We start from the raw sequence: 17,845 nt of genomic DNA on the forward strand, positions 1-17,845 counted from the left end.
CCGGTCTTTAGGAGAACAATAAAAATGATCTTCACCCAGGAACACGAAGCACTGCGCCGCACCGTCCGCCAGTTCGTCGATCACGAGATCAACCCGCACGTCGAGGAATGGGAAAAGGCCGGTCGTTTCCCCATCCACGAGATCTTCCGCAAGGCCGGTGACCTCGGCCTGCTGGGGATTTCCAAACCGGAAAAATTCGGTGGCATGGGGCTGGACTACAGCTACTCGATCGTCGCCGCCGAAGAGTTCGGCACCATCCATTGCGGCGGCATTCCGATGTCCATCGGCGTGCAGACCGACATGTGCACGCCCGCCCTCGCCCGCTTCGGCTCCGATGAGTTGCGTGAAGAATTCCTGCGCCCGGCCATCACCGGCGAACAGGTCGGCTGCATCGGCGTTTCCGAAGTCGGTGCCGGCTCCGACGTCGCCGGGTTGAAAACCACCGCCCGCAAGGACGGCGATGACTACGTGATCAACGGCAGCAAGATGTGGATCACCAACTCGCCGAGCGCCGATTTCATCTGCCTGCTGGCCAACACCTCGGACGACAAGCCACACATCAACAAGTCGCTGATCATGGTGCCGATGAACACGCCCGGCATCAGCCTCAGTTCGCACCTGGACAAGCTCGGCATGCGCAGCTCGGAAACCGCCCAGGTGTTTTTCGACAATGTGCGTGTGCCGCAGCGCAACCGCATCGGCCATGAAGGCGCCGGGTTCATGATGCAAATGCTGCAATTCCAGGAGGAACGCCTGTTCGGCGCGGCGAACATGATCAAGGGCCTGGAATATTGCGTCGACAGCACCATCGAGTACTGCAAGGAACGCAAGACCTTCGGCAATGCGCTGATCGACAATCAAGTAATCCACTTCCGTCTGGCCGAGCTGCAAACCGAAATCGAATGCCTGCGGGCGCTGGTCTATCAGGCCACCGAGCAATACATCAAAGGCCAGGACGTCACCCGCCTGGCTTCCATGGCCAAACTCAAGGCCGGGCGCCTGGGCCGTGAAGTCAGCGACAGCTGCCTGCAATATTGGGGCGGCATGGGGTTCATGTGGGACAACCCGGTCGCACGCGCTTACCGCGACGTGCGGCTGGTGTCGATTGGCGGTGGCGCCGATGAAATCATGCTGGGGATCATCTGCAAGCTCATGGGCATCCTGCCGGGGAAAAAGAAATGAGCACTCTGCCCGATTGCCAGACGTTGCTGTTGGAACCGCATAACGGCGTGCTGCACATCACCCTCAATCGCCCGGAAAGCCGCAATGCCATGAGTCTGCAGATGGTCGCCGAACTGCGCGCGGTCCTTGCGGCGGTGCGTGATGATCGAGCGGTCCGGGCCTTGGTGATCGGCGGTGCCGGCGGGCATTTCTGTGCCGGTGGCGACATCAAGGACATGGCCAGCGCACGTGCCCAAGGTCCGGACGCCTATCGCGAGTTGAACCGGGCGTTCGGCGCACTGCTGCAAGAGGTGCAACACGCGCCGCAAGTGGTGATTACGGTGCTGCAAGGCGCTGTGTTGGGCGGTGGCCTGGGCCTGGCGTGTGTCAGTGACGTCGCCCTGGCCGATCACCTGGCGCAGTTCGGATTGCCGGAAACCAGCCTCGGCTTGCTGCCTGCGCAAATCGCCCCGTTTGTGGTCCAGCGCATCGGCCTGACCCAGGCTCGACGCCTGGCGTTGACCGCCGCGCGTTTCGACGGTACGCAGGCGCGGCGCATGGGGCTGGTGCACTTTGTCGAGCATGACGCGCAAGCGCTGGCCGAACGCCTCGATGAAGTCCTCGCCCATGTGCTGTGTTGTGCGCCGGGGGCCAATGCGACGACAAAAAAACTGCTGCTGGCGAGCGCCGGACAACCGTCGGATGCGCTGCTGGATGACGCGGCGCAGTGGTTTAGCGAAGCGGTGACGGGGGCGGAAGGCGTCGAAGGAACGATGGCTTTTGTGCAAAAAAGAAAACCGGGGTGGGCCACCTAAAAGCTTCGTCGGAACGCCGCCCGGAGCCGGCTCGCTCCCACATTGGTTATGCGTCGTTCACAAAACCTGTGGGAGCGAGCCTGCTCGCGAAGAGGCCATCACATCCACCGCAAACTTCAAGGGAAGAACCCATGCCCGGACTCAGAAAAATCCTGATCGCCAACCGCGGTGAAATCGCCTGCCGCCTCCAGCGCACCGCCCAGGCCTTGGGCTATCGCACCGTCGCCGTCTTCAGCGACGCCGACGCCGATGCCCTGCACGTACAAATGGCCGACGAAGCCGTCAACATCGGCCCGGCCCCGGTGCAACAGTCTTATCTGAATATCCCGGCCATCATCGACGCTGCCCGGCGCACCGGCGCCGATGCGATCCACCCCGGCTACGGCTTCCTCTCGGAAAACGCTGGCTTCGCCCTTGCCTGCCGAAACGCAGGGATCACCTTCATCGGCCCCAGCCCCGAAGCCATTGAGCTGATGGGCAGCAAACGCCTGTCGAAAATCGCCATGATCGATGCGGGCGTGCCCTGTGTGAAAGGCTATCAAGGCGCCGAACAGGACGACGCAACCCTGAGTCGCGAAGCCGAACGCATCGGTTACCCACTGATGATCAAGGCCAGTGCGGGCGGTGGCGGACGTGGCATGCGCCTGGTGCAGGATGCCGGTGAATTGCTGGAGCAACTGCGCACTGCACGCTCCGAAGCGCAGCATGGTTTTGGCAGCGACGAACTGATTCTCGAACAAGCCCTGATCAACCCGCGTCACGTCGAGATTCAGCTGTTTGGAGATCAGCACGGCAACCTGATCTACCTCGGCGAGCGCGACTGTTCCATCCAGCGCCGCCATCAAAAAGTCATCGAAGAAGCGCCGTGCCCGGTGATGACCAGCGAGTTGCGCCAGGCCATGGGCGAGGCCGCGCTCAAGGCTGGCCGGGCGGTGAATTACGTCGGCGCCGGCACGGTGGAATTTCTGCTGGATGCACGCGGGCAATTCTACTTTCTGGAGATGAACACCCGGCTGCAAGTGGAACACCCGGTGACCGAACTGATCACCGGGCTGGACCTGGTGGCCTGGCAACTGCTCGTCGCCGAAGGACAGCCGCTGCCGCTGCGACAGGAGCAGGTTCAGCTCAACGGGCATGCCATGGAAGTGCGTTTGTACGCCGAAGATCCCGCTCACGACTTTCTACCGCAAACCGGTCAAGTCATGGCGTGGGAACCGGCGTTGCAGAACGGTGTGCGGATCGATCATGGCTTGCTTGAAGGCCAGCACATCAGCCCGTTCTATGACCCGATGCTGGGCAAAATCATCGCCCACGGTGCAACCCGTGAAGAGGCCCGGCGCAAGTTGTTGCGGGCGGTGCAGGACAGCGTGCTGCTGGGCGTACAGAGCAATCAGCGCCTGCTTGCCAGCCTGCTGCAACACCCGCAGTTCATCAGCGGCGAGTTCAGCACCGGGTTCATCCCGACCTGCTTTGCTGACGATGCGTGCTTGCAGGCGCATGTCCCGAGCGCCTTTGAGCTGGCCATCGCTGCGGCACTGTTCTATCAAGCGTCGGCACAGGCTCATCCGGCACCGCTGGCGGGCTGGCGCAACAATGCGAGCGTGCCGTTGCACTATCGCATCGGTCTGAATGACCAGGATTGGCCGGTGGAATTGAACGCCTTGCCTGACGGTGCGTTTCAGGTTCAGGTCGCCGGCCAACTGCTCAAACTGAAAATCATCCGTAGCGATGGGCGCTGGGCAATGCTGGAGATCGACGGCATCCACCAGCGTCATGCCTATCGTCTCGAGGCCGGGCATCTGTGGTTATTCGCCCGCCCCGGCAGTTTGAAGTTGCTGGATCGGACCCAGGCGCTGGTCAGCAGTCAGGCCAGCGTCAATTCCGGCACGCTCAAGGCACCGATGGACGGCGCCATCATTGACGTACTGGTCAGTGAGGGCAGCACGGTCAGTAAAGGCCAGCTATTGGTGGTGCTCGAAGCCATGAAAATGGAGCATCCACTCAAGTCGGGCATCGACGGCGTACTGAAACGCTTGCAGGTTCAGGTTGGCGATCAGGTCAAAAATCGTCAGATTTTGTTGGAGGTCGAATAAGCCGCTAGGCGGATCCGCCGGGTTTGGCTACGCTCAAGCCCTATCAGGACGCGGATACCAGGAAACCTGCGATGCCTCACTGGCTGGTGATAGATCTGGAAGCCACCACCGATGAAGGTGGCTGGCCAGTAACGGAAATGGAAATCATCGAAATCGGTGCCACCTTGGTGGACCGTAAAGGTCGCGAACTGGACCATTTCCAGCGTTTCGTGCGACCACTGCGGCGGCCCCTGCTGACACCGTTTTGCCGGGAGCTGACGCACATCACCCAAGGCAATATCGATACCGCGCAACTGCTGACCGAGGTTTGGCCAGCGTTTGAGCGTTGGCTGAGCCAGCATCATTCACGCCTGGAAGGCTGGGCGAGCTGGGGCGACTACGATCGCAAACAGTTGGTTCAGGAGTGGGAGCGCCTGCAGCTCGACAGCGCCTTGAGCCGCGTGCCGCACATGAATCTCAAGCAGCGCTTTGCCAAGGCCCGGCGCCTGGAACGCCCGCTGGGGCTCAATGGCGCCCTGCAACTGGCGGGCATGCAATTCACCGGGCAGCAACACCGGGCACTGGAAGACGCGCGCAATACAGCTCGCTTATTACCGCTGACTCTCCCCACTTAGAGTGGTGACGGCGCTCAAGGCCTTGTGCATACTGGCCGGCCCTTTTTAGCCCTTTTCGAGGAATCGCCCATGTTTAAAGTCAACGAGTACTTCGACGGCACCGTCAAGTCGATCGCCTTTGGCACCGCTGAAGGTCCTGCGACCATTGGCGTCATGGCTCCGGGCGAATACGAATTCGGCACCAGCCAGCGTGAAATCATGCACGTGGTCAGCGGCGCCCTGACCGTCAAGCTGCCTGACAGCAGCGACTGGGAAACCTTTGCCGCCGGTAGCCAGTTCAACGTGCCTGCCAACAGCAAATTCCAGCTGAAAGTGGCCGTCGACACCGCTTACCTGTGTGAATACCGCGGCTAACCCCCCGGGTTTTCAAAGCGATAAAAAAATGCCCGTGTCTTTGGACACGGGCATTTTTCATTCAGGGGTTTTTTATTCGAGAATCGTCACCGGCATCCCGACTTCAAGACGACCATTGCTGTCGTTGACGAGGTTCTGCCCAAACATCGCGCCGTCGACCTCGGCACGGTATTTCTGCAACGTGGCCAGCGGTTCCCGGTCATTGCTGCGCTCACCGGTTTGCGGATCGATGGTGGTCAGAATGCAGCGTGAGCAGGACTTGACCACCCGGAACTCGACATCGCCGATGCGAATACGCTTCCAGCTGTCTTCGGCATAGGCTTCGCTGCCCTCGATCACAAGATTCGGTCGAAAGCGCAGCATTTCCAGGGATCGTCCGACTTTTTGCGACAAGTCTTCCAGGGACGCCTGCCCGATCAACAACAATGGATAACCATCGGCGAACGCAACCTGATCATCGTCCTGGCCGTAACCGGCCTCGGTCATGCGCGCTCGATCAAGGGGAACCTGCACCAGGCGCGTCGGCTTGCCAATGAACTCGCTGACCCAGGCGCCCGCCTCGTCACCGGCATCCGGCACGCGCAAGGTGTCGCGCCAGATCGTGACGCCACGCAGTTCAGCATTGCCGGAGGGCAAGGCGATGTCGATCGGCGACCGACCCGGGGCGCTGAGGGTCAAGCCACCGTCGGCATTCCACAACGCCGACAACTGGCTCATGGACGCGACGGCGCGCTGAGTCAGGAAGCGTCCGCTTGCCTCATCTACCAGCATCCAGCGTCGATCACCGTCCAGCCCCAGTTTGTCGAGGCCGACCTGTTGCAAGGTTTCGCCCTTGCCGGATTTCAACGGATAACGGTAAAGCGCGCTCAGACGCAGCATGGCCAGCTTCCTGATGGTCAAAAAAGGCCACCCTATACGAGCTGGGTCACCGAATCAAAGGCAGAAAACAGGACACTCCCACAGGTCGTGATCAGGCCGGGACTTCGTCGAGCATCAGGCGCTGGCGCACCACATCGACGAGCTTATCCGGCTGGAATTTGGAGAGGAAGTTGTCGCAGCCGACTTTCTTCACCATCGAGTCGTTGAAGCTGCCCGACAGGGAGGTGTGCAGGACCACATAAAGGCCACGCAGACGCGGGTCATTACGGATTTCAGTAGTCAGGCGATAGCCGTCCATTTCCGGCATTTCGGCGTCGGTGAACACCATCAACAGTTTGTCGGTCATGGACACGCCCGTATCCGCCCAGGCCTTGAGCATGTTCAGCGCCTTCAGACCGTCGCTGGCAATGTGCATCTTCACGCCCAATTGACCCAGGGTGTCGCGCAATTGCGACAGTGCGACATTGGAGTCATCGACCAACAGCACTTCACGGCCGCGGGCGCGTTCAAGTACCGGGTCGTCGAGTTTTTCGCGCGAGACCTTGGCGTTGTACGGCACGATTTCGGCCAGGACTTTCTCGACGTCGATGATTTCCACCAACTGGTCATCGACCTTGCTGATCGCCGTGAGGTAATGCTGACGACCGGCGCTGGCCGGCGGTGGCAGAATGGCTTCCCAGTTCATGTTGACGATGCGGTCCACACCGCCAACCAGGAACGCCTGCACCGACCGGTTGTACTCGGTGACGATGATCGTGCTGGTCGGACTCGGAATCAGCGGGCGCATGCCGATGGCCTGGGAGAGATCGATCACCGGCAACGTCTGGCCGCGCAGATTGACCACGCCGCAGACGAACGGATGGCGCTGGGGCATCAGGGTCAGCTTGGGCAGTTGCAGCACTTCTTGCACTTTAAAGACGTTGATCGCGAACAATTGCCGGCCGGCCAGGCGAAACATGAGAATTTCCAGGCGATTCTCACCCACCAGTTGCGTGCGTTGGTCTACCGTGTCGAGAATGCCGGCCATTAATGACTCCTGGGCTTGTTCTGATTAATTCACTTAAAGTGGGTTATCGGCCGTTATTGCCGGATCTTGACCCTGAGACAAAATGCCACGATCGAGCATTGATGTCACATTAACATCATGCTTTACTGCATCTGCGATTCATCTGCTTCACTCCCTGCCGCGCGACCACGGTTTGCACGATAGGTTCCCTCGCGTAAGGGATTCCCCTAGTAACAATCAGGTCCAACCTGATATTCGCAATATCCAATAGCCATTAATGTGACGCCATTCTCATTGCATGAACGGAGTCAGGCTTTTGTGTGCGATCGCAGGTAAGTGGCCATCCACCCTCTCGAGTTCCCAAGCCTGCCCTCAGGCCTGCAGGAGCGCGATCTCATGCCGGCATGGCAGCGTCGGGACGTTGGACGTCCTGGTCGACATACGCGACATCCCCTCATTTGACATGACGTTGTGGAGATAAGCATGCCGAACAAACCTAAGCAGTGGGCTCAGCGCTTACCCGAGTTTCTTGTCGAGGCGGAAACCCTCCTGGCCAAATCGGAGGAGTGCCTGAGCCACCTGCAATTGATCAGCAATGACAAGGACGCAATCGATTGCATGCTGAGCAGCCTGCTCAAACTGGCGAGCCGCGCCGATGCCCTGGCGCTTGAAGCCGTGTCGGAATTTTCCCTGCATATTCACGGTTTGCTGAACCACGCCCACACCCACATCGACCTGCACGAGCAAGCACTGGGCGCGCTGAAGAATTGCTTCACGTTGATGGCCTGGCAACTCGAGCTCATCGATCAGACCACCGGGCAGCTCAGCCTTGACGACAGCGAGCAGACTTCCCTGATCGAAGCATTTGCGCTTCAGGTCGGACAGAGTCATTTTCAGTTACCGGCTAATTCCAAACCGTTTACGCTCGTTTCCTATTCGGAACGGCAGGCTTGAATTAGTCAGACAACTAGCAGTGCATATTCTAATTGCCATGCAGCCGCTCTATAACTGAGTGGGCTCATGTCGCAATTGAATACTTCATACCTTTGCGCGACAACTCGATATTAATCGTTACTCCCCTGCGTAAAACTTTTCCATAGTGGAACTATCGTCCACGGCGTTATTTCCTGACTTTATGGACATATATACCAAACGCGACCAACGGTATCTTAAGTGGTATTATGCCGACCATTAGTTGACGCCAATTAATGGCAAAGTGGACTTCAGATCAGAGCAGGCCGATAAAGGCTGTAGTTCAACCACTGGAGCCCGCTCTGCTCAAGACGAGTCACTACAGATTTTCAGACAGAGACCCGTCAGCCACTATGGCCGGTCTGCCCGCAGCGAACATTCATTGGCTCCATCCGCTATGTACGCCAGCCTCAAGTCAGTCACCTCATGGCCACCTTTCCAGAAAAACGCTCGACGGTTCACGCTATTGCTGTGCACCTGCTCGGTACTTGGCAGCCTGCTGGTCTTCGGTCTCTCCACCCCCCTTGCACTGAGCTTGTTGGCGCTCAATATCGCGGCACTGGCCTGCGTCTGGGTCCAGGATCGCCTCTCTGGCAAGTCGATAAAATTCGAACCGCAAGAGCTGGCGGACCGCCTGTTGGAAGTACAGGAAAATGAACGCCATCGTCTGAGTCGAGAATTGCACGACGATATTGGCCAGTTGCTGACCGCCGCAAAACTGCAAAGTGAATGGCTCAGACGCCGGATGCCTGATGAAATGCAGGCCCAGTGCTCGGTGCTCTGCGACACACTGGAAGAAACCCTGACCAAGGTTCGTGACGTCTCCGCCATTCTTAATCCCAGGCAGTTGGCGAGCCTCGGGCTGGAAGCCAGTCTGCGTGCGCATCTGCTCAAGACCCTGGCCAATACTTCGGTGCACTGGAGCCTGGAATGCCATCAACGGTTGACCGGTGTACCGGAAGAAATGGCAGTGGCGGCCTTTCGAATCACCCAGGAAGCAGTGACCAATATTTTGCGTCACGCCGAAGCGAAAAATCTTCTGGTACGACTGCAACGCACGCCCCAAGGCCTGACATTATTCATCAGCGACGACGGCCAGGGTTTCGCCCCTGCGGTTGATCCCGGTCGAGAGGGGCAGCGTGGGATGGCCGGGATGCGAGAACGGATCGATCAGTTGGGCGGTACCTTGGCCGTGACCAGCGAACCGGGCAAAGGCACTCAAATCGAAGCACTCTTCCCCTGGGCGCCGCGTGCGCTCGAACGGGCCAGTACGAATAAGGTTTTGCATTGACTTGTAATCTACTTCTGGTGGACGACCACTCGCTGATCAGGGCAGGCGTACGCGCCCTGGTGCTGGACATTCCCGGCTATGCGGTAGTTGGCGAGGCCAATGACGGCTCGCAGCTGCTCGAAATGGTCGAGAAACTGTCCCCTGACATTGTTCTGCTGGACATCTCCATGAAGGAGACCGGCGGCCTTGAAGCCTTGCAGCGGCTCAAGCGGGTGCGCCCGCAAAGTAAGGTGCTGATCCTGTCGATGCACACCGATCCCGCGCTCATCATGCAAGCCCTGGAGTCTGGCGCTCATGGCTATTTGCTCAAGGACACCACGGCCACCGAGCTGGAACATGCCCTGGATGCCCTGCGCAACAACGAACGCTACCTCAGCCCTGCCATCGCCCACACGGTGATCAACCAGGCGCTGATCCGGAACCAGAAACAACAGCCGGAAACGCACGAATCCCATAACCTGACGGCCCGCCAACTGGAAATCCTGCGACTGATTGTTCGCGGAAAATCTACCCGGGAAATCGCCAATGGCCTGGGCCTCAGTATCAAGACCGTTGAAACCCACCGCTCGCAGATCATGAAGCGCCTGCAGATCTACGATGTGGCCGGCCTGGTTTTGTTTGCCGTACGCGAACAAATCATCAGCCTGGACGATTAGCTGACCGCGATGCACTCAACAGCGGGGAATTCTCCGGCAAATGCACGCGCAATGCCGCGGCACGCGCCGTAAACCGCAGGTTGTCACCCTCCAGAGGTTCGCCATCAAGGTTGATGTGCAGACCTTCCGAAACCTTGATCTCGACCCAGGGTAAACGAGCACGCACAAACATGTTGTCGATGCCAAAGCCATCGGCCAGCAGGTTCTTCAAGGTACCGACCACTTCCTGTGGCGCCGGTAAAATGCTGATATCCAGCAGACCATCGTCAGCCAGCGCCTCCGGGCACAGCACATGCCCGCCTCCCGCCTGCCGACCATTGCCGATACCGAGCGCCAATAGCTCGCCGCGCCAATGAAAATCCGGCCCCTGCAACTCGCCATAAGCCGCATGCAACTCGCTGAAGCGTGATAAGCCGGTGAACAGATACGCTGCGCCGCCGAGGACTTTTTTCAGGTCTTCCGACGTATTCGCTGTGACCTGGCTGCCGAAACCGCCGGTGGCCATGTTCAGAAAGACCTGCCCTCCTACTTCTCCCAGATCGATAGCGTGTGGTGCAGCCTCAAGAAGATCCAGTGCCAGCGCTGGTTCTAGAGGCACGCCAGCCGCGCGAGCAAAATCATTGGCGGTACCCAATGGCATCAAGACCAAGCTGGCCTGATTCGGGTGCGCCGCCAGGGCTTCGGCAATGTCGCGCAACGTGCCATCGCCGCCACCGGCAATCAGTTGCGTATAGCCTGCGCTCAGCGCCTCTTCCACCAATCGCTGCGCGTCACCCGCTTCCCAGGTCAGTCGGACGGCCAGTGTCCACCCCTGATTGCGCTTACCTTCGATGGCCGCGCGTACCTCCTCGTTGAGTGCCTGCTTGCCATGCAGAATCAACAGCGCCTTGCGCTCACTCATTGTTGTAGCTCCTGATTGGAATTCATTCTGGAGATGTTGACCTCACTGCCCCCTATAAAGGTCGCTCGGCGTTGAGATATTTCGAGGCGCGGAGGTTTGCGGTCCTACAGCTCGGGATATTTTCTTACGATATATGAGGAATCGGCTCAATTGACCCATGAGGGCGATTGGTACACCTTGGAGTCGGCGGTTATCCGTCATCAAAAGCAAATACACAGGGATGTGCAAGCAATGATCAGACACTCATCAAGGGCTACAAAAAACACACGCCATACGAGCTTCGGCCATTCAAAGGGCGTTGATGCAAGGAGCGTTTTTCTCCATGCAAACTCATGACATCAAGTTACCGTTCAACCCGGCGAAGCCGTTCTCGGAAAATCGCGCCAATCCTCAGGCTGAATTCAATAACAACGCAAAACCCGCTGCAGGAGCTGACATGGAACCTCGCGTCATTGAACTGGAAACTCATCTGAAATACATCCGAAGAGACATGGATGAAGTGCGCAATGACGTCAAATCCATCAAGCACCGACTTGCCTATTCAGCAGGAGGGGCAGCGGTCGTCCTCGGGCTGTTGGGTTGGGTTGCCAACAGCCGCTTTGATCAGGTCGTGACACTTCTGGTTCGTTAAGCGTTGGCCATGCACGCAAGACCCGACAGCTTTATCGGGCTTGCGGCAAATGGGCACTACGAGATCAGTTCAGGACTTCGCTCAGAGGAATGAACATTACCTGTTCACCCTCGATCAACGTGCGATCTTCCAACACTTCAACCAGGCCGTCAGCCCAGGCGGCACTGCGAAGTACGCCGGAGCTCTGATTCTTGTAAATGATCGCCCGGCCATTCTCCAGGCGTCCACGCAAGTACTCTCGACGATTGCCAGCCTTTGGCCAGACGAACCCTGCCGGCACCTGAAACTTCAGCGGCTCGACCTCTTTTACACCCTGACGGCGCAGAAGATAGGGTTTTGCCAACAACGCAAAAGTGACCAGTGTCGACGCCGGATTGCCGGGCAAACCAATCACAGGCACACCGCGAAAATGCCCGAAGGTCAGCGGCTTTCCCGGTTTGATGGCGAGTTTCCACAGCGTCAACTCGCCGGCTTCGCGCAAGGCGATGCCCAGGAAATCGGCTTCGCCGACCGACACCCCACCAGTTGAGAGGATCAGATCAACATCCTCCAACTCGCCCAGACGAGCACGAGTGGTCACCAAATCATCTGGAAGAATACCGGCATCGATGACTTCACAACCCAGGCGTTGCAACCAACTGCACAGCAATACGCGATTGCTGTTGTAGATTTGTCCCGGGCCCAGGGCCTGGCCCGGCTCAACCAATTCATCTCCGGTTGAGAGAACCGCAACACGGACCTTGCGAACGACATCGAGCTCAGCGCATCCCAGCGATGCAGCCAAGCCCTGTTCGATTGATCCAAGGCGCGTACCGGCCGGCAAAACAAGCTCGCCAACCGTTGTTTCTTGACCTTGAGGCCGGATGTTTTGACCGGGGGTCATGGGCTCGATGAAACGGACTCGATCGTCCGCCTGAACCTCGGCATTTTCCTGCATCTCGACACAGTCGGCGCCTGCTGGCACCGGTGCACCGGTAAAGATTCGGGCACAGGTACCAGGTTGCAGCGGTTCGGGCGCCTGTCCTGCAAATATCTTCTGACTGACCACCAACGGTTCACCCGTCCAGTCAGCGACCCGCAGGGCGTAGCCGTCCATGGCACTGTTTGGCCACGGTGGCAGATCAAGGGTTGAAACCAGGTCATCGGCGAGCACGCGCCCCTGAACGTGCGCCACAGGCAAACGTTCACGCTCGCGTATGGGCGACGCCTCTGCCATTTCCAGCAAACGCGCCAGCGCCACCTCGACCGGCATCAGGCTGCCGGTTTTACCTGGCTTACCCACGGGATTCACAGGGCTCTGCCTGCTTCAGATGCGCCACGAAATTGCAGGGACGATGCCGCGAATCCAGCTGTTCGGCGAGAATGCCATCCCAGCCAGTGCGCACGGCATTGGTCGAGCCGGGCAAGCAGCAGACCAGCGTACCGTTGGCCAAACCAGCCAGCGCACGGGACTGGACGGTCGAAGTACCAATGTCGGCAACGGAAATCTGCCGGAACAGCTCACCAAAACCATCGACCTGCTTGTCCAACAGGCAACTCACCGCTTCTGGCGTGCTGTCACGCCCGGTGAACCCGGTGCCGCCAGTAATCAGCACAACCTGCACCACTTCATCGGCAATCCAGTTGGCGACTTGCGCGCGGATTTTGTAGAGATCATCTTTAAGCAACACCCGAGCGGCCAGGTTGTGGCCGGCGGCGCTCAAGCGGTCGACGAAAACCTGGCCTGACGTATCGGTTTCCAGGGTTCGGGTATCACTGACTGTCAGCACCGCGATGTTGAGCGGCGCGAAAGGTACATCAGCCTTGGCTTTCATAGGCTCGTCCAGTTGTAGGAAAAACAGCTCGGTGTTATATCACAGCGCTTCACTTTTTCAGCGCCCCCATGGAGACCTGCCATGACCTCGAACCCAGCATTGCCACCCTGCTCCATTCTGCTCCTGGCAGGTGGCCGCGGCCAACGCATGGGCGGCCAGGACAAGGGCTTGCTGGAATGGCACGGCAAGCCACTGATCGCGCACCTGCATCACAAGACCCGCGACCTGAGCGATGACTTGATCATCTCGTGCAACAGGAACCTGGACACCTACGCGCCTTACGCCGATCAATTGGTTCATGACGACGAAGGCGATTTCCCCGGTCCCCTCGCCGGGATTCGCGCCGGCCTCAAGGCTGCCCGTCATCCTTATTTGTTGGTCTTACCGTGCGACGTGCCCCGCATCAACGCCGACTTGCTCCACAGCATGCGCGAAACCGCCAGCCAGCATCCGGACAAACCGCTGATGCTTCGCCAGGGCGCACATTGGGAACCGTTGCTGTGCGTTATCCCTGTGGCACTCTGCGCCGCGTTCGACACGGCATGGAATGAAGGCGAACGCAGCCCTGGACGCATCATGCGCAAACTGGAGGCTACCGCCCTGCAATGCGCAGACAATGACCCTCGACTGGCCAACCTCAACACCCCGCAATTGTTAAGCGCGCATACCGTGTCAGAATGACACTAGCCAAGGAACTTGCGTGCGTTGTATACGTCTACAAGCTCAGTAACCAAAAGAATTCTTATTCGGAGATACACTCATGACCCATCGGACCCTCGCCACTCTCATGCTCGCAGCAGGCCTCGCGACCTTGGCGGGCTGCGCATCACCGACAGTGATCACCTTGAATGACGGTCGCGAAATCCAGGCAGTGGACTCGCCACAGTACGATGAGAAATCGGGCTTCTACGAATTCGAACAGCTGGATGGCAAGGAAACCCGCATCAACAAGGATCAGGTTCGTACCGTTAAAGAGTTGTAATCTTTACTGCACCTGCCAGACATGACAAAGCCCGCTTGATGCGGGCTTTTTCGTGGCCGGGATTTTTTCACCACTGCAAGGTGATGGTACTTTCAAACGCTCTTTTCTGGCCGGTGACCGGATCGACAAACCGCAATCCCTGCGCGAGCAGTTTCAGCGGATTGGCATAGTCATCTTCAACGTCCTTGAGCACCCGCGGATAAAACGGGTCGTTACAGATACTGGCGCCCAGCGCAGTCATGTGCACCCGCAATTGATGTTTCTTGCCCGTCACCGGGTAAAGCGCATACCGCCAGAGATCCCCGTTCTTTTCCCGAACCTCGACGGCTGTCTCGGTATTGCTGATACCTGGACCTTCCTGCATGCGGAAAAACGGCTCGCCATCGATGAGCCGGCTTTTATGCACCAATGGAAAGGTCAGATCAGGTAATGCGGGGGCGATTGCCTCGTAGTACTTTTCAATCTGCCGTGTCGGAAACAACGACTGATACGCTGAACGGCTCTGTGGGTTGGCGGAAAACAGCACAAGCCCCGCGGTATGCCGGTCAATGCGATGCAACGGCACCAGGTGTGGGTTATCCAGGCGACGGATCAATCTTCTCAGCAACGTCTGTTCAACGTATTCGCCTGCCGGAGTCACCGGCAGAAAATGCGGTTTGTCAGCGACCACCAGATGCTCATCGGCATAGAGGATCGACTCGACCACCGGGATCGGCTTTTCGTCCGCAACCTCACGAAAATAATGAATCCGCAGGCCTTCCTTGTACGGCAGATCCAGCGCGATCGGCATCCCGTGCCCGTCGAGCACGCGACCGCGGGCCACCCTGTCCAGCCATTGTTCACGACCGATAGCGCTGAAATGTTCGCACAGGCAATCGATAACGGTCAGCCACGAACCCGGCGGCAAGTAGAGTGTGCTGGCCTGGTTGTGTGCGGCAGAAAAAGAAGAAGTGGACATACGAAAGCTCTGACCCTCAATACAGGGCGGCATTATCCAACAGTGGCCGGGTCGAACCTAGCAGAGAATCCTCATGCCGGAATCTGCGTGCGTGCCGCTGCTTCGGTGAACTCCTTGAGCCAGCGCAACACGTCGACGGCTTCCCAGCGAGCCGGGTCGTAAAGTGCGTACAACAACCCCTGATAGCCCACGACATCAAGCTGTCGGTGGTAACCCGCACGCTGGAACAGCGCTTCGATCTCGGCAAAACAGGTGTTGAAGTGCAGCTTGTTAAAAGGTGTTTTTCCTTCCGTCACCAGACCGTCCAGACGCAATTCGAGGACAGCTTCGCGCACAACATCGACCGACATCCGGTTCACACTGTTTTTCAATTGTTCGACATTGACCACGATTCATCCCTCTCACGCCCGGAACTGACTGCTCACACCCGATAATCCGGGACAGCAAGGCAGCACTACGAATAACTGTATGCGCATACAGTATCCGAAGAGCATCGGTTAAGCCAAGGGGATCAATCGTAAAGTTCGACAGACGGGACCATCGCCAGCACAAAAACCGCTTAACGCAAGAACGCCACCACCTCGTCGGCACTGAACGGCCAACCCAGCTCTGCCCCGGTATCGACTCGTCGCAAGACCGGAATGCGCAGACTGTAGGCTGCGAACCAGGTTTCATCGTCAGCAATATCTACCAGCTCGACCAGCAGACCGTGTTCAACCAACGGCATCAGCTCGGCTTCGGCCACTTCACAAAGATGGCACCCCAGGGTGCCGAACAGCTGACATTCAGGAGGCATGAGCGCTCAACCGAAAAAAAATTAAGTAACTATTCTAGGCCTGCCCCGAAAAGCCGTCGAGCCGTCGAATTTTCTGCCCGGCAACATGAATCGCCATGATGGCGGAATAACCCTGACGCAAATCAGGCGTCGTTTGTGCCATTTAAGCAATGCTCACGTTTTTTTTGCTTCTACGCTTGAGTAGCCAGCGTCGGTCAGCGGAGTTTTTTGTGTTTGCCAATCTCTTGATTATTCTCGTCTCCTCTCTAGTGGTCATTGCGTTGTTCCAGCGTCTGCGATTGCCCCCGGTGCTGGGCTACCTGTGCGTGGGGCTGATGATCGGCCCGACCGCCTTCAACTGGGTGAATGAGAGCGAAGGGTTGCCACACCTTGCCGAGTTAGGTGTGGTGTTCCTGCTGTTCTCCCTCGGTCTTGAGTTTTCCCTGACGAAAATGATCGCACTGCGTCATGTGGTGTTCGGTCTTGGCAGTTTGCAAGTGCTGGCGTGCGGACTATTACTGGGTGTTTTGCTGATGATGTTCGGGATGCCGGTCACCCCTGCGCTGTTGCTGGGCGCCGGGCTGGCGCTGTCGTCCACTGCAATCGTCAGCAAGGAGCTGACCAGCCTTGGCGAAATTTTCAGCAGCCATGGCCAGAATGCCATCGCCGTATTGCTGTTTCAGGACGTGGTGGCCGTCTTGCTGCTGACACTGGTGCCCGTGTTCGCCGGCAACAGTGATCAGGCCTGGTATTGGGCGCTGCCACTGACACTGATAAAAACCGTGGTGTTGTTCGGCGGGTTGCTATTGGCCAGTCGCTGGTTGTTACCAAGACTGTTCCATGAAGTGGCCGCCGCCCGTTCCGCCGAACTGTTCGTACTGCTGGCGCTGGTGATTGTCCTGCTGACAGCCTGGCTGACTCACTTGCTGGGTCTTTCACCTGCCCTCGGCGCGTTTCTGGCTGGCATGCTGCTGGGCGAAAGTCATTACCGGCATCAGGTCGAGGCCGATATCCGCCCGTTTCGCGACATTCTGCTCGGGTTGTTCTTCGTCACCATCGGCATGCTGATCGACTTGAATCTGTTTGCCAGCCACACACTGCTGATCCTTGGCCTGACCTTGGGATTACTGCTGATCAAGGGCACCGTGGTGGCGTTGCTGGTCAAATGGCGCGGCAGTGATGGAGAAACTGCCTGGCGCAGTGGCCTGGCACTGGCCCAGGGAGGTGAGTTCTGCTTTGCACTGATGGCGCAGATGCAGCAAAGCGACCTGATGCCCGCGCAACTTGGCGGCCTGTTGCTGGCCGCGACATTCTGTTCGATGCTGGTCACGCCACTGATGCTGCGCGCAGCCCCGTCTATCGCAAAGCGCCTGCATCGCAAATCCAACAAGGAGGCACAACTTGAAGAGATCAGCGCGCTCAATGCGGATCTGGACAAGCATGTGGTCATTTGTGGTTACGGGCGCGTCGGCCAGTCCATCGGCCGCTGCCTGAGTCATCAGCAACAACCTTACATTGCGCTGGATCACGATCCGGTCCGCGTCGAGGAAGCGGCCGTCAGCGAAAGCAGCGTGCACTATGGAGACTCGCGTCGAGGTGAATTACTGCAGGCCGTCGGACTGGCTCGCGCCAGGTTGCTGGTGATCGCCGTGGATCAGCCTGACGTCGCGCTGGAGATCCTCAAGGAAGCTCGCCGGATCAGTGCCAAGGTTCCGATTCTGGTTCGTACCCGCGACGACAGCCAACTGGCCGAACTGAAAGAGGCCGGCGCCAACGAAGTCGTACCCGAGTTGCTGGAGTCCAGCCTGATGCTCGCCTCCCATGCACTGATCATGCTGGGACTGCCCGCGCATCAGGTACAGGAGCGGGCCGATCAGATCCGGCATGATCGCTACCGGATGCTCCATGACTTTTATCCAGGAGCCGAAGATGCAGAAAAGTGA

The 17,845-nt window shown here is 58.3% G+C and carries 20 protein-coding genes; 12 read left to right on the plus strand and 8 right to left on the minus strand.

The window, feature by feature from the left end:
- Window positions 1-24 precede the first annotated feature (24 nt).
- From atuD to ppnP, 5 genes are all read left to right on the plus strand, one after another.
- Window positions 25-1,182, plus strand: coding sequence for a citronellyl-CoA dehydrogenase (gene atuD / locus ACWKV5_RS10550; protein ID WP_483841231.1), 1,158 nt, complete (start codon window positions 25-27; stop codon window positions 1,180-1,182).
- Entirely contained in the window at window positions 1,179-1,976 is a 798-nt protein-coding gene (locus tag ACWKV5_RS10555) for an enoyl-CoA hydratase/isomerase family protein (protein ID WP_483841232.1), read from the plus strand. Before atuD ends, ACWKV5_RS10555 begins: the two co-directional genes overlap by 4 nt.
- Before the next feature lie 131 nt (window positions 1,977-2,107).
- On the plus strand, window positions 2,108-4,069 hold the full coding sequence (locus ACWKV5_RS10560; RefSeq protein ID WP_483841233.1) for an acetyl/propionyl/methylcrotonyl-CoA carboxylase subunit alpha: 1,962 nt from the start codon (window positions 2,108-2,110) through the stop codon (window positions 4,067-4,069).
- Window positions 4,070-4,140: 71 nt separating this feature from the next.
- Complete coding sequence (locus tag ACWKV5_RS10565; RefSeq protein ID WP_483841234.1) at window positions 4,141-4,683, plus strand: 3'-5' exonuclease; 543 nt, start codon at window positions 4,141-4,143, stop codon at window positions 4,681-4,683.
- A gap of 69 nt (window positions 4,684-4,752) precedes the next feature.
- Entirely contained in the window at window positions 4,753-5,037 is a 285-nt protein-coding gene (gene ppnP / locus ACWKV5_RS10570) for a pyrimidine/purine nucleoside phosphorylase (protein ID WP_007940055.1), read from the plus strand.
- Window positions 5,038-5,109: 72 nt separating this feature from the next.
- Here ppnP and ACWKV5_RS10575 read toward each other — a convergent pair whose 3' ends face one another.
- Window positions 5,110-5,916 carry an MOSC domain-containing protein gene (locus tag ACWKV5_RS10575; protein WP_483841235.1) on the minus strand — a complete coding sequence of 269 codons (807 nt, stop codon included), beginning with the start codon at window positions 5,914-5,916 and terminating at the stop codon, window positions 5,110-5,112.
- 91 nt (window positions 5,917-6,007) lie between these two features.
- Window positions 6,008-6,943 (minus strand): chemotaxis protein CheV, encoded by a 936-nt coding sequence (locus ACWKV5_RS10580; RefSeq protein ID WP_123432604.1) that lies wholly within the window; start codon window positions 6,941-6,943, stop codon window positions 6,008-6,010.
- 462 nt (window positions 6,944-7,405) lie between these two features.
- Between ACWKV5_RS10580 and ACWKV5_RS10585 the strand changes: the two genes are divergently transcribed.
- The 3 genes from ACWKV5_RS10585 to ACWKV5_RS10595 all read left to right on the plus strand — a co-directional run bounded on the left by ACWKV5_RS10585 (window position 7,406) and on the right by ACWKV5_RS10595 (window position 9,841).
- Complete coding sequence (locus ACWKV5_RS10585; protein WP_483841236.1) at window positions 7,406-7,876, plus strand: hypothetical protein; 471 nt, start codon at window positions 7,406-7,408, stop codon at window positions 7,874-7,876.
- A 415-nt stretch (window positions 7,877-8,291) separates the two neighbouring features.
- Entirely contained in the window at window positions 8,292-9,185 is an 894-nt protein-coding gene (locus ACWKV5_RS10590) for a sensor histidine kinase (protein WP_483841450.1), read from the plus strand.
- Entirely contained in the window at window positions 9,182-9,841 is a 660-nt protein-coding gene (locus ACWKV5_RS10595; protein ID WP_483841237.1) for a response regulator, read from the plus strand. The genes ACWKV5_RS10590 and ACWKV5_RS10595 overlap by 4 nt, the downstream gene beginning before the upstream one ends.
- Here the strand turns inward: ACWKV5_RS10595 and yegS are convergent.
- On the minus strand, window positions 9,825-10,742 hold the full coding sequence (gene yegS / locus ACWKV5_RS10600) for a lipid kinase YegS (protein WP_483841238.1): 918 nt from the start codon (window positions 10,740-10,742) through the stop codon (window positions 9,825-9,827). The genes ACWKV5_RS10595 and yegS overlap by 17 nt on opposite strands.
- A gap of 322 nt (window positions 10,743-11,064) precedes the next feature.
- Here yegS and ACWKV5_RS10605 point away from each other — a divergent pair, with 322 nt between their 5' ends.
- Complete coding sequence (locus ACWKV5_RS10605) at window positions 11,065-11,373, plus strand: hypothetical protein (protein WP_483841239.1); 309 nt, start codon at window positions 11,065-11,067, stop codon at window positions 11,371-11,373.
- Between the two features lie 64 nt (window positions 11,374-11,437).
- On the opposite strand, the gene ACWKV5_RS10610 is transcribed toward ACWKV5_RS10605, so the two are convergent.
- Together ACWKV5_RS10610 and moaB are read right to left on the minus strand one after the other, a co-directional pair.
- On the minus strand, window positions 11,438-12,625 hold the full coding sequence (locus ACWKV5_RS10610) for a molybdopterin molybdotransferase MoeA (RefSeq protein ID WP_483841451.1): 1,188 nt from the start codon (window positions 12,623-12,625) through the stop codon (window positions 11,438-11,440).
- A 22-nt stretch (window positions 12,626-12,647) separates the two neighbouring features.
- Entirely contained in the window at window positions 12,648-13,187 is a 540-nt protein-coding gene (moaB, locus tag ACWKV5_RS10615; RefSeq protein WP_483841240.1) for a molybdenum cofactor biosynthesis protein B, read from the minus strand.
- An 81-nt stretch (window positions 13,188-13,268) separates the two neighbouring features.
- On the opposite strand from moaB, the gene mobA reads away from it, so the two are divergent.
- Window positions 13,269-13,868: a molybdenum cofactor guanylyltransferase MobA gene (gene mobA, locus ACWKV5_RS10620; protein WP_483841241.1), complete on the plus strand. Its 600-nt coding sequence runs from the start codon at window positions 13,269-13,271 to the stop codon at window positions 13,866-13,868.
- 79 nt (window positions 13,869-13,947) lie between these two features.
- The gene (locus tag ACWKV5_RS10625) at window positions 13,948-14,169 is read left to right on the plus strand and encodes a YgdI/YgdR family lipoprotein (protein ID WP_483841242.1); all 222 of its coding nucleotides are present in this window, start codon (window positions 13,948-13,950) and stop codon (window positions 14,167-14,169) included.
- 67 nt (window positions 14,170-14,236) lie between these two features.
- Here the strand turns inward: ACWKV5_RS10625 and ACWKV5_RS10630 are convergent, their stop codons facing one another.
- The 3 genes from ACWKV5_RS10630 to ACWKV5_RS10640 all read right to left on the minus strand — a co-directional run bounded on the left by ACWKV5_RS10630 (window position 14,237) and on the right by ACWKV5_RS10640 (window position 15,923).
- Window positions 14,237-15,127 (minus strand): pseudouridine synthase, encoded by an 891-nt coding sequence (locus ACWKV5_RS10630; protein WP_483841243.1) that lies wholly within the window; start codon window positions 15,125-15,127, stop codon window positions 14,237-14,239.
- A gap of 71 nt (window positions 15,128-15,198) precedes the next feature.
- Window positions 15,199-15,516, minus strand: coding sequence for a transcriptional regulator (locus ACWKV5_RS10635; protein ID WP_027925747.1), 318 nt, complete (start codon window positions 15,514-15,516; stop codon window positions 15,199-15,201).
- A gap of 170 nt (window positions 15,517-15,686) precedes the next feature.
- Window positions 15,687-15,923, minus strand: coding sequence for a glutaredoxin family protein (locus ACWKV5_RS10640; protein WP_027925746.1), 237 nt, complete (start codon window positions 15,921-15,923; stop codon window positions 15,687-15,689).
- A gap of 209 nt (window positions 15,924-16,132) precedes the next feature.
- On the opposite strand from ACWKV5_RS10640, the gene ACWKV5_RS10645 reads away from it, so the two are divergent.
- Window positions 16,133-17,845 (plus strand): cation:proton antiporter, encoded by a 1,713-nt coding sequence (locus ACWKV5_RS10645; protein ID WP_483841244.1) that lies wholly within the window; start codon window positions 16,133-16,135, stop codon window positions 17,843-17,845.

The sequence above is a fragment of the Pseudomonas oplopanacis genome (assembly GCF_057128725.1).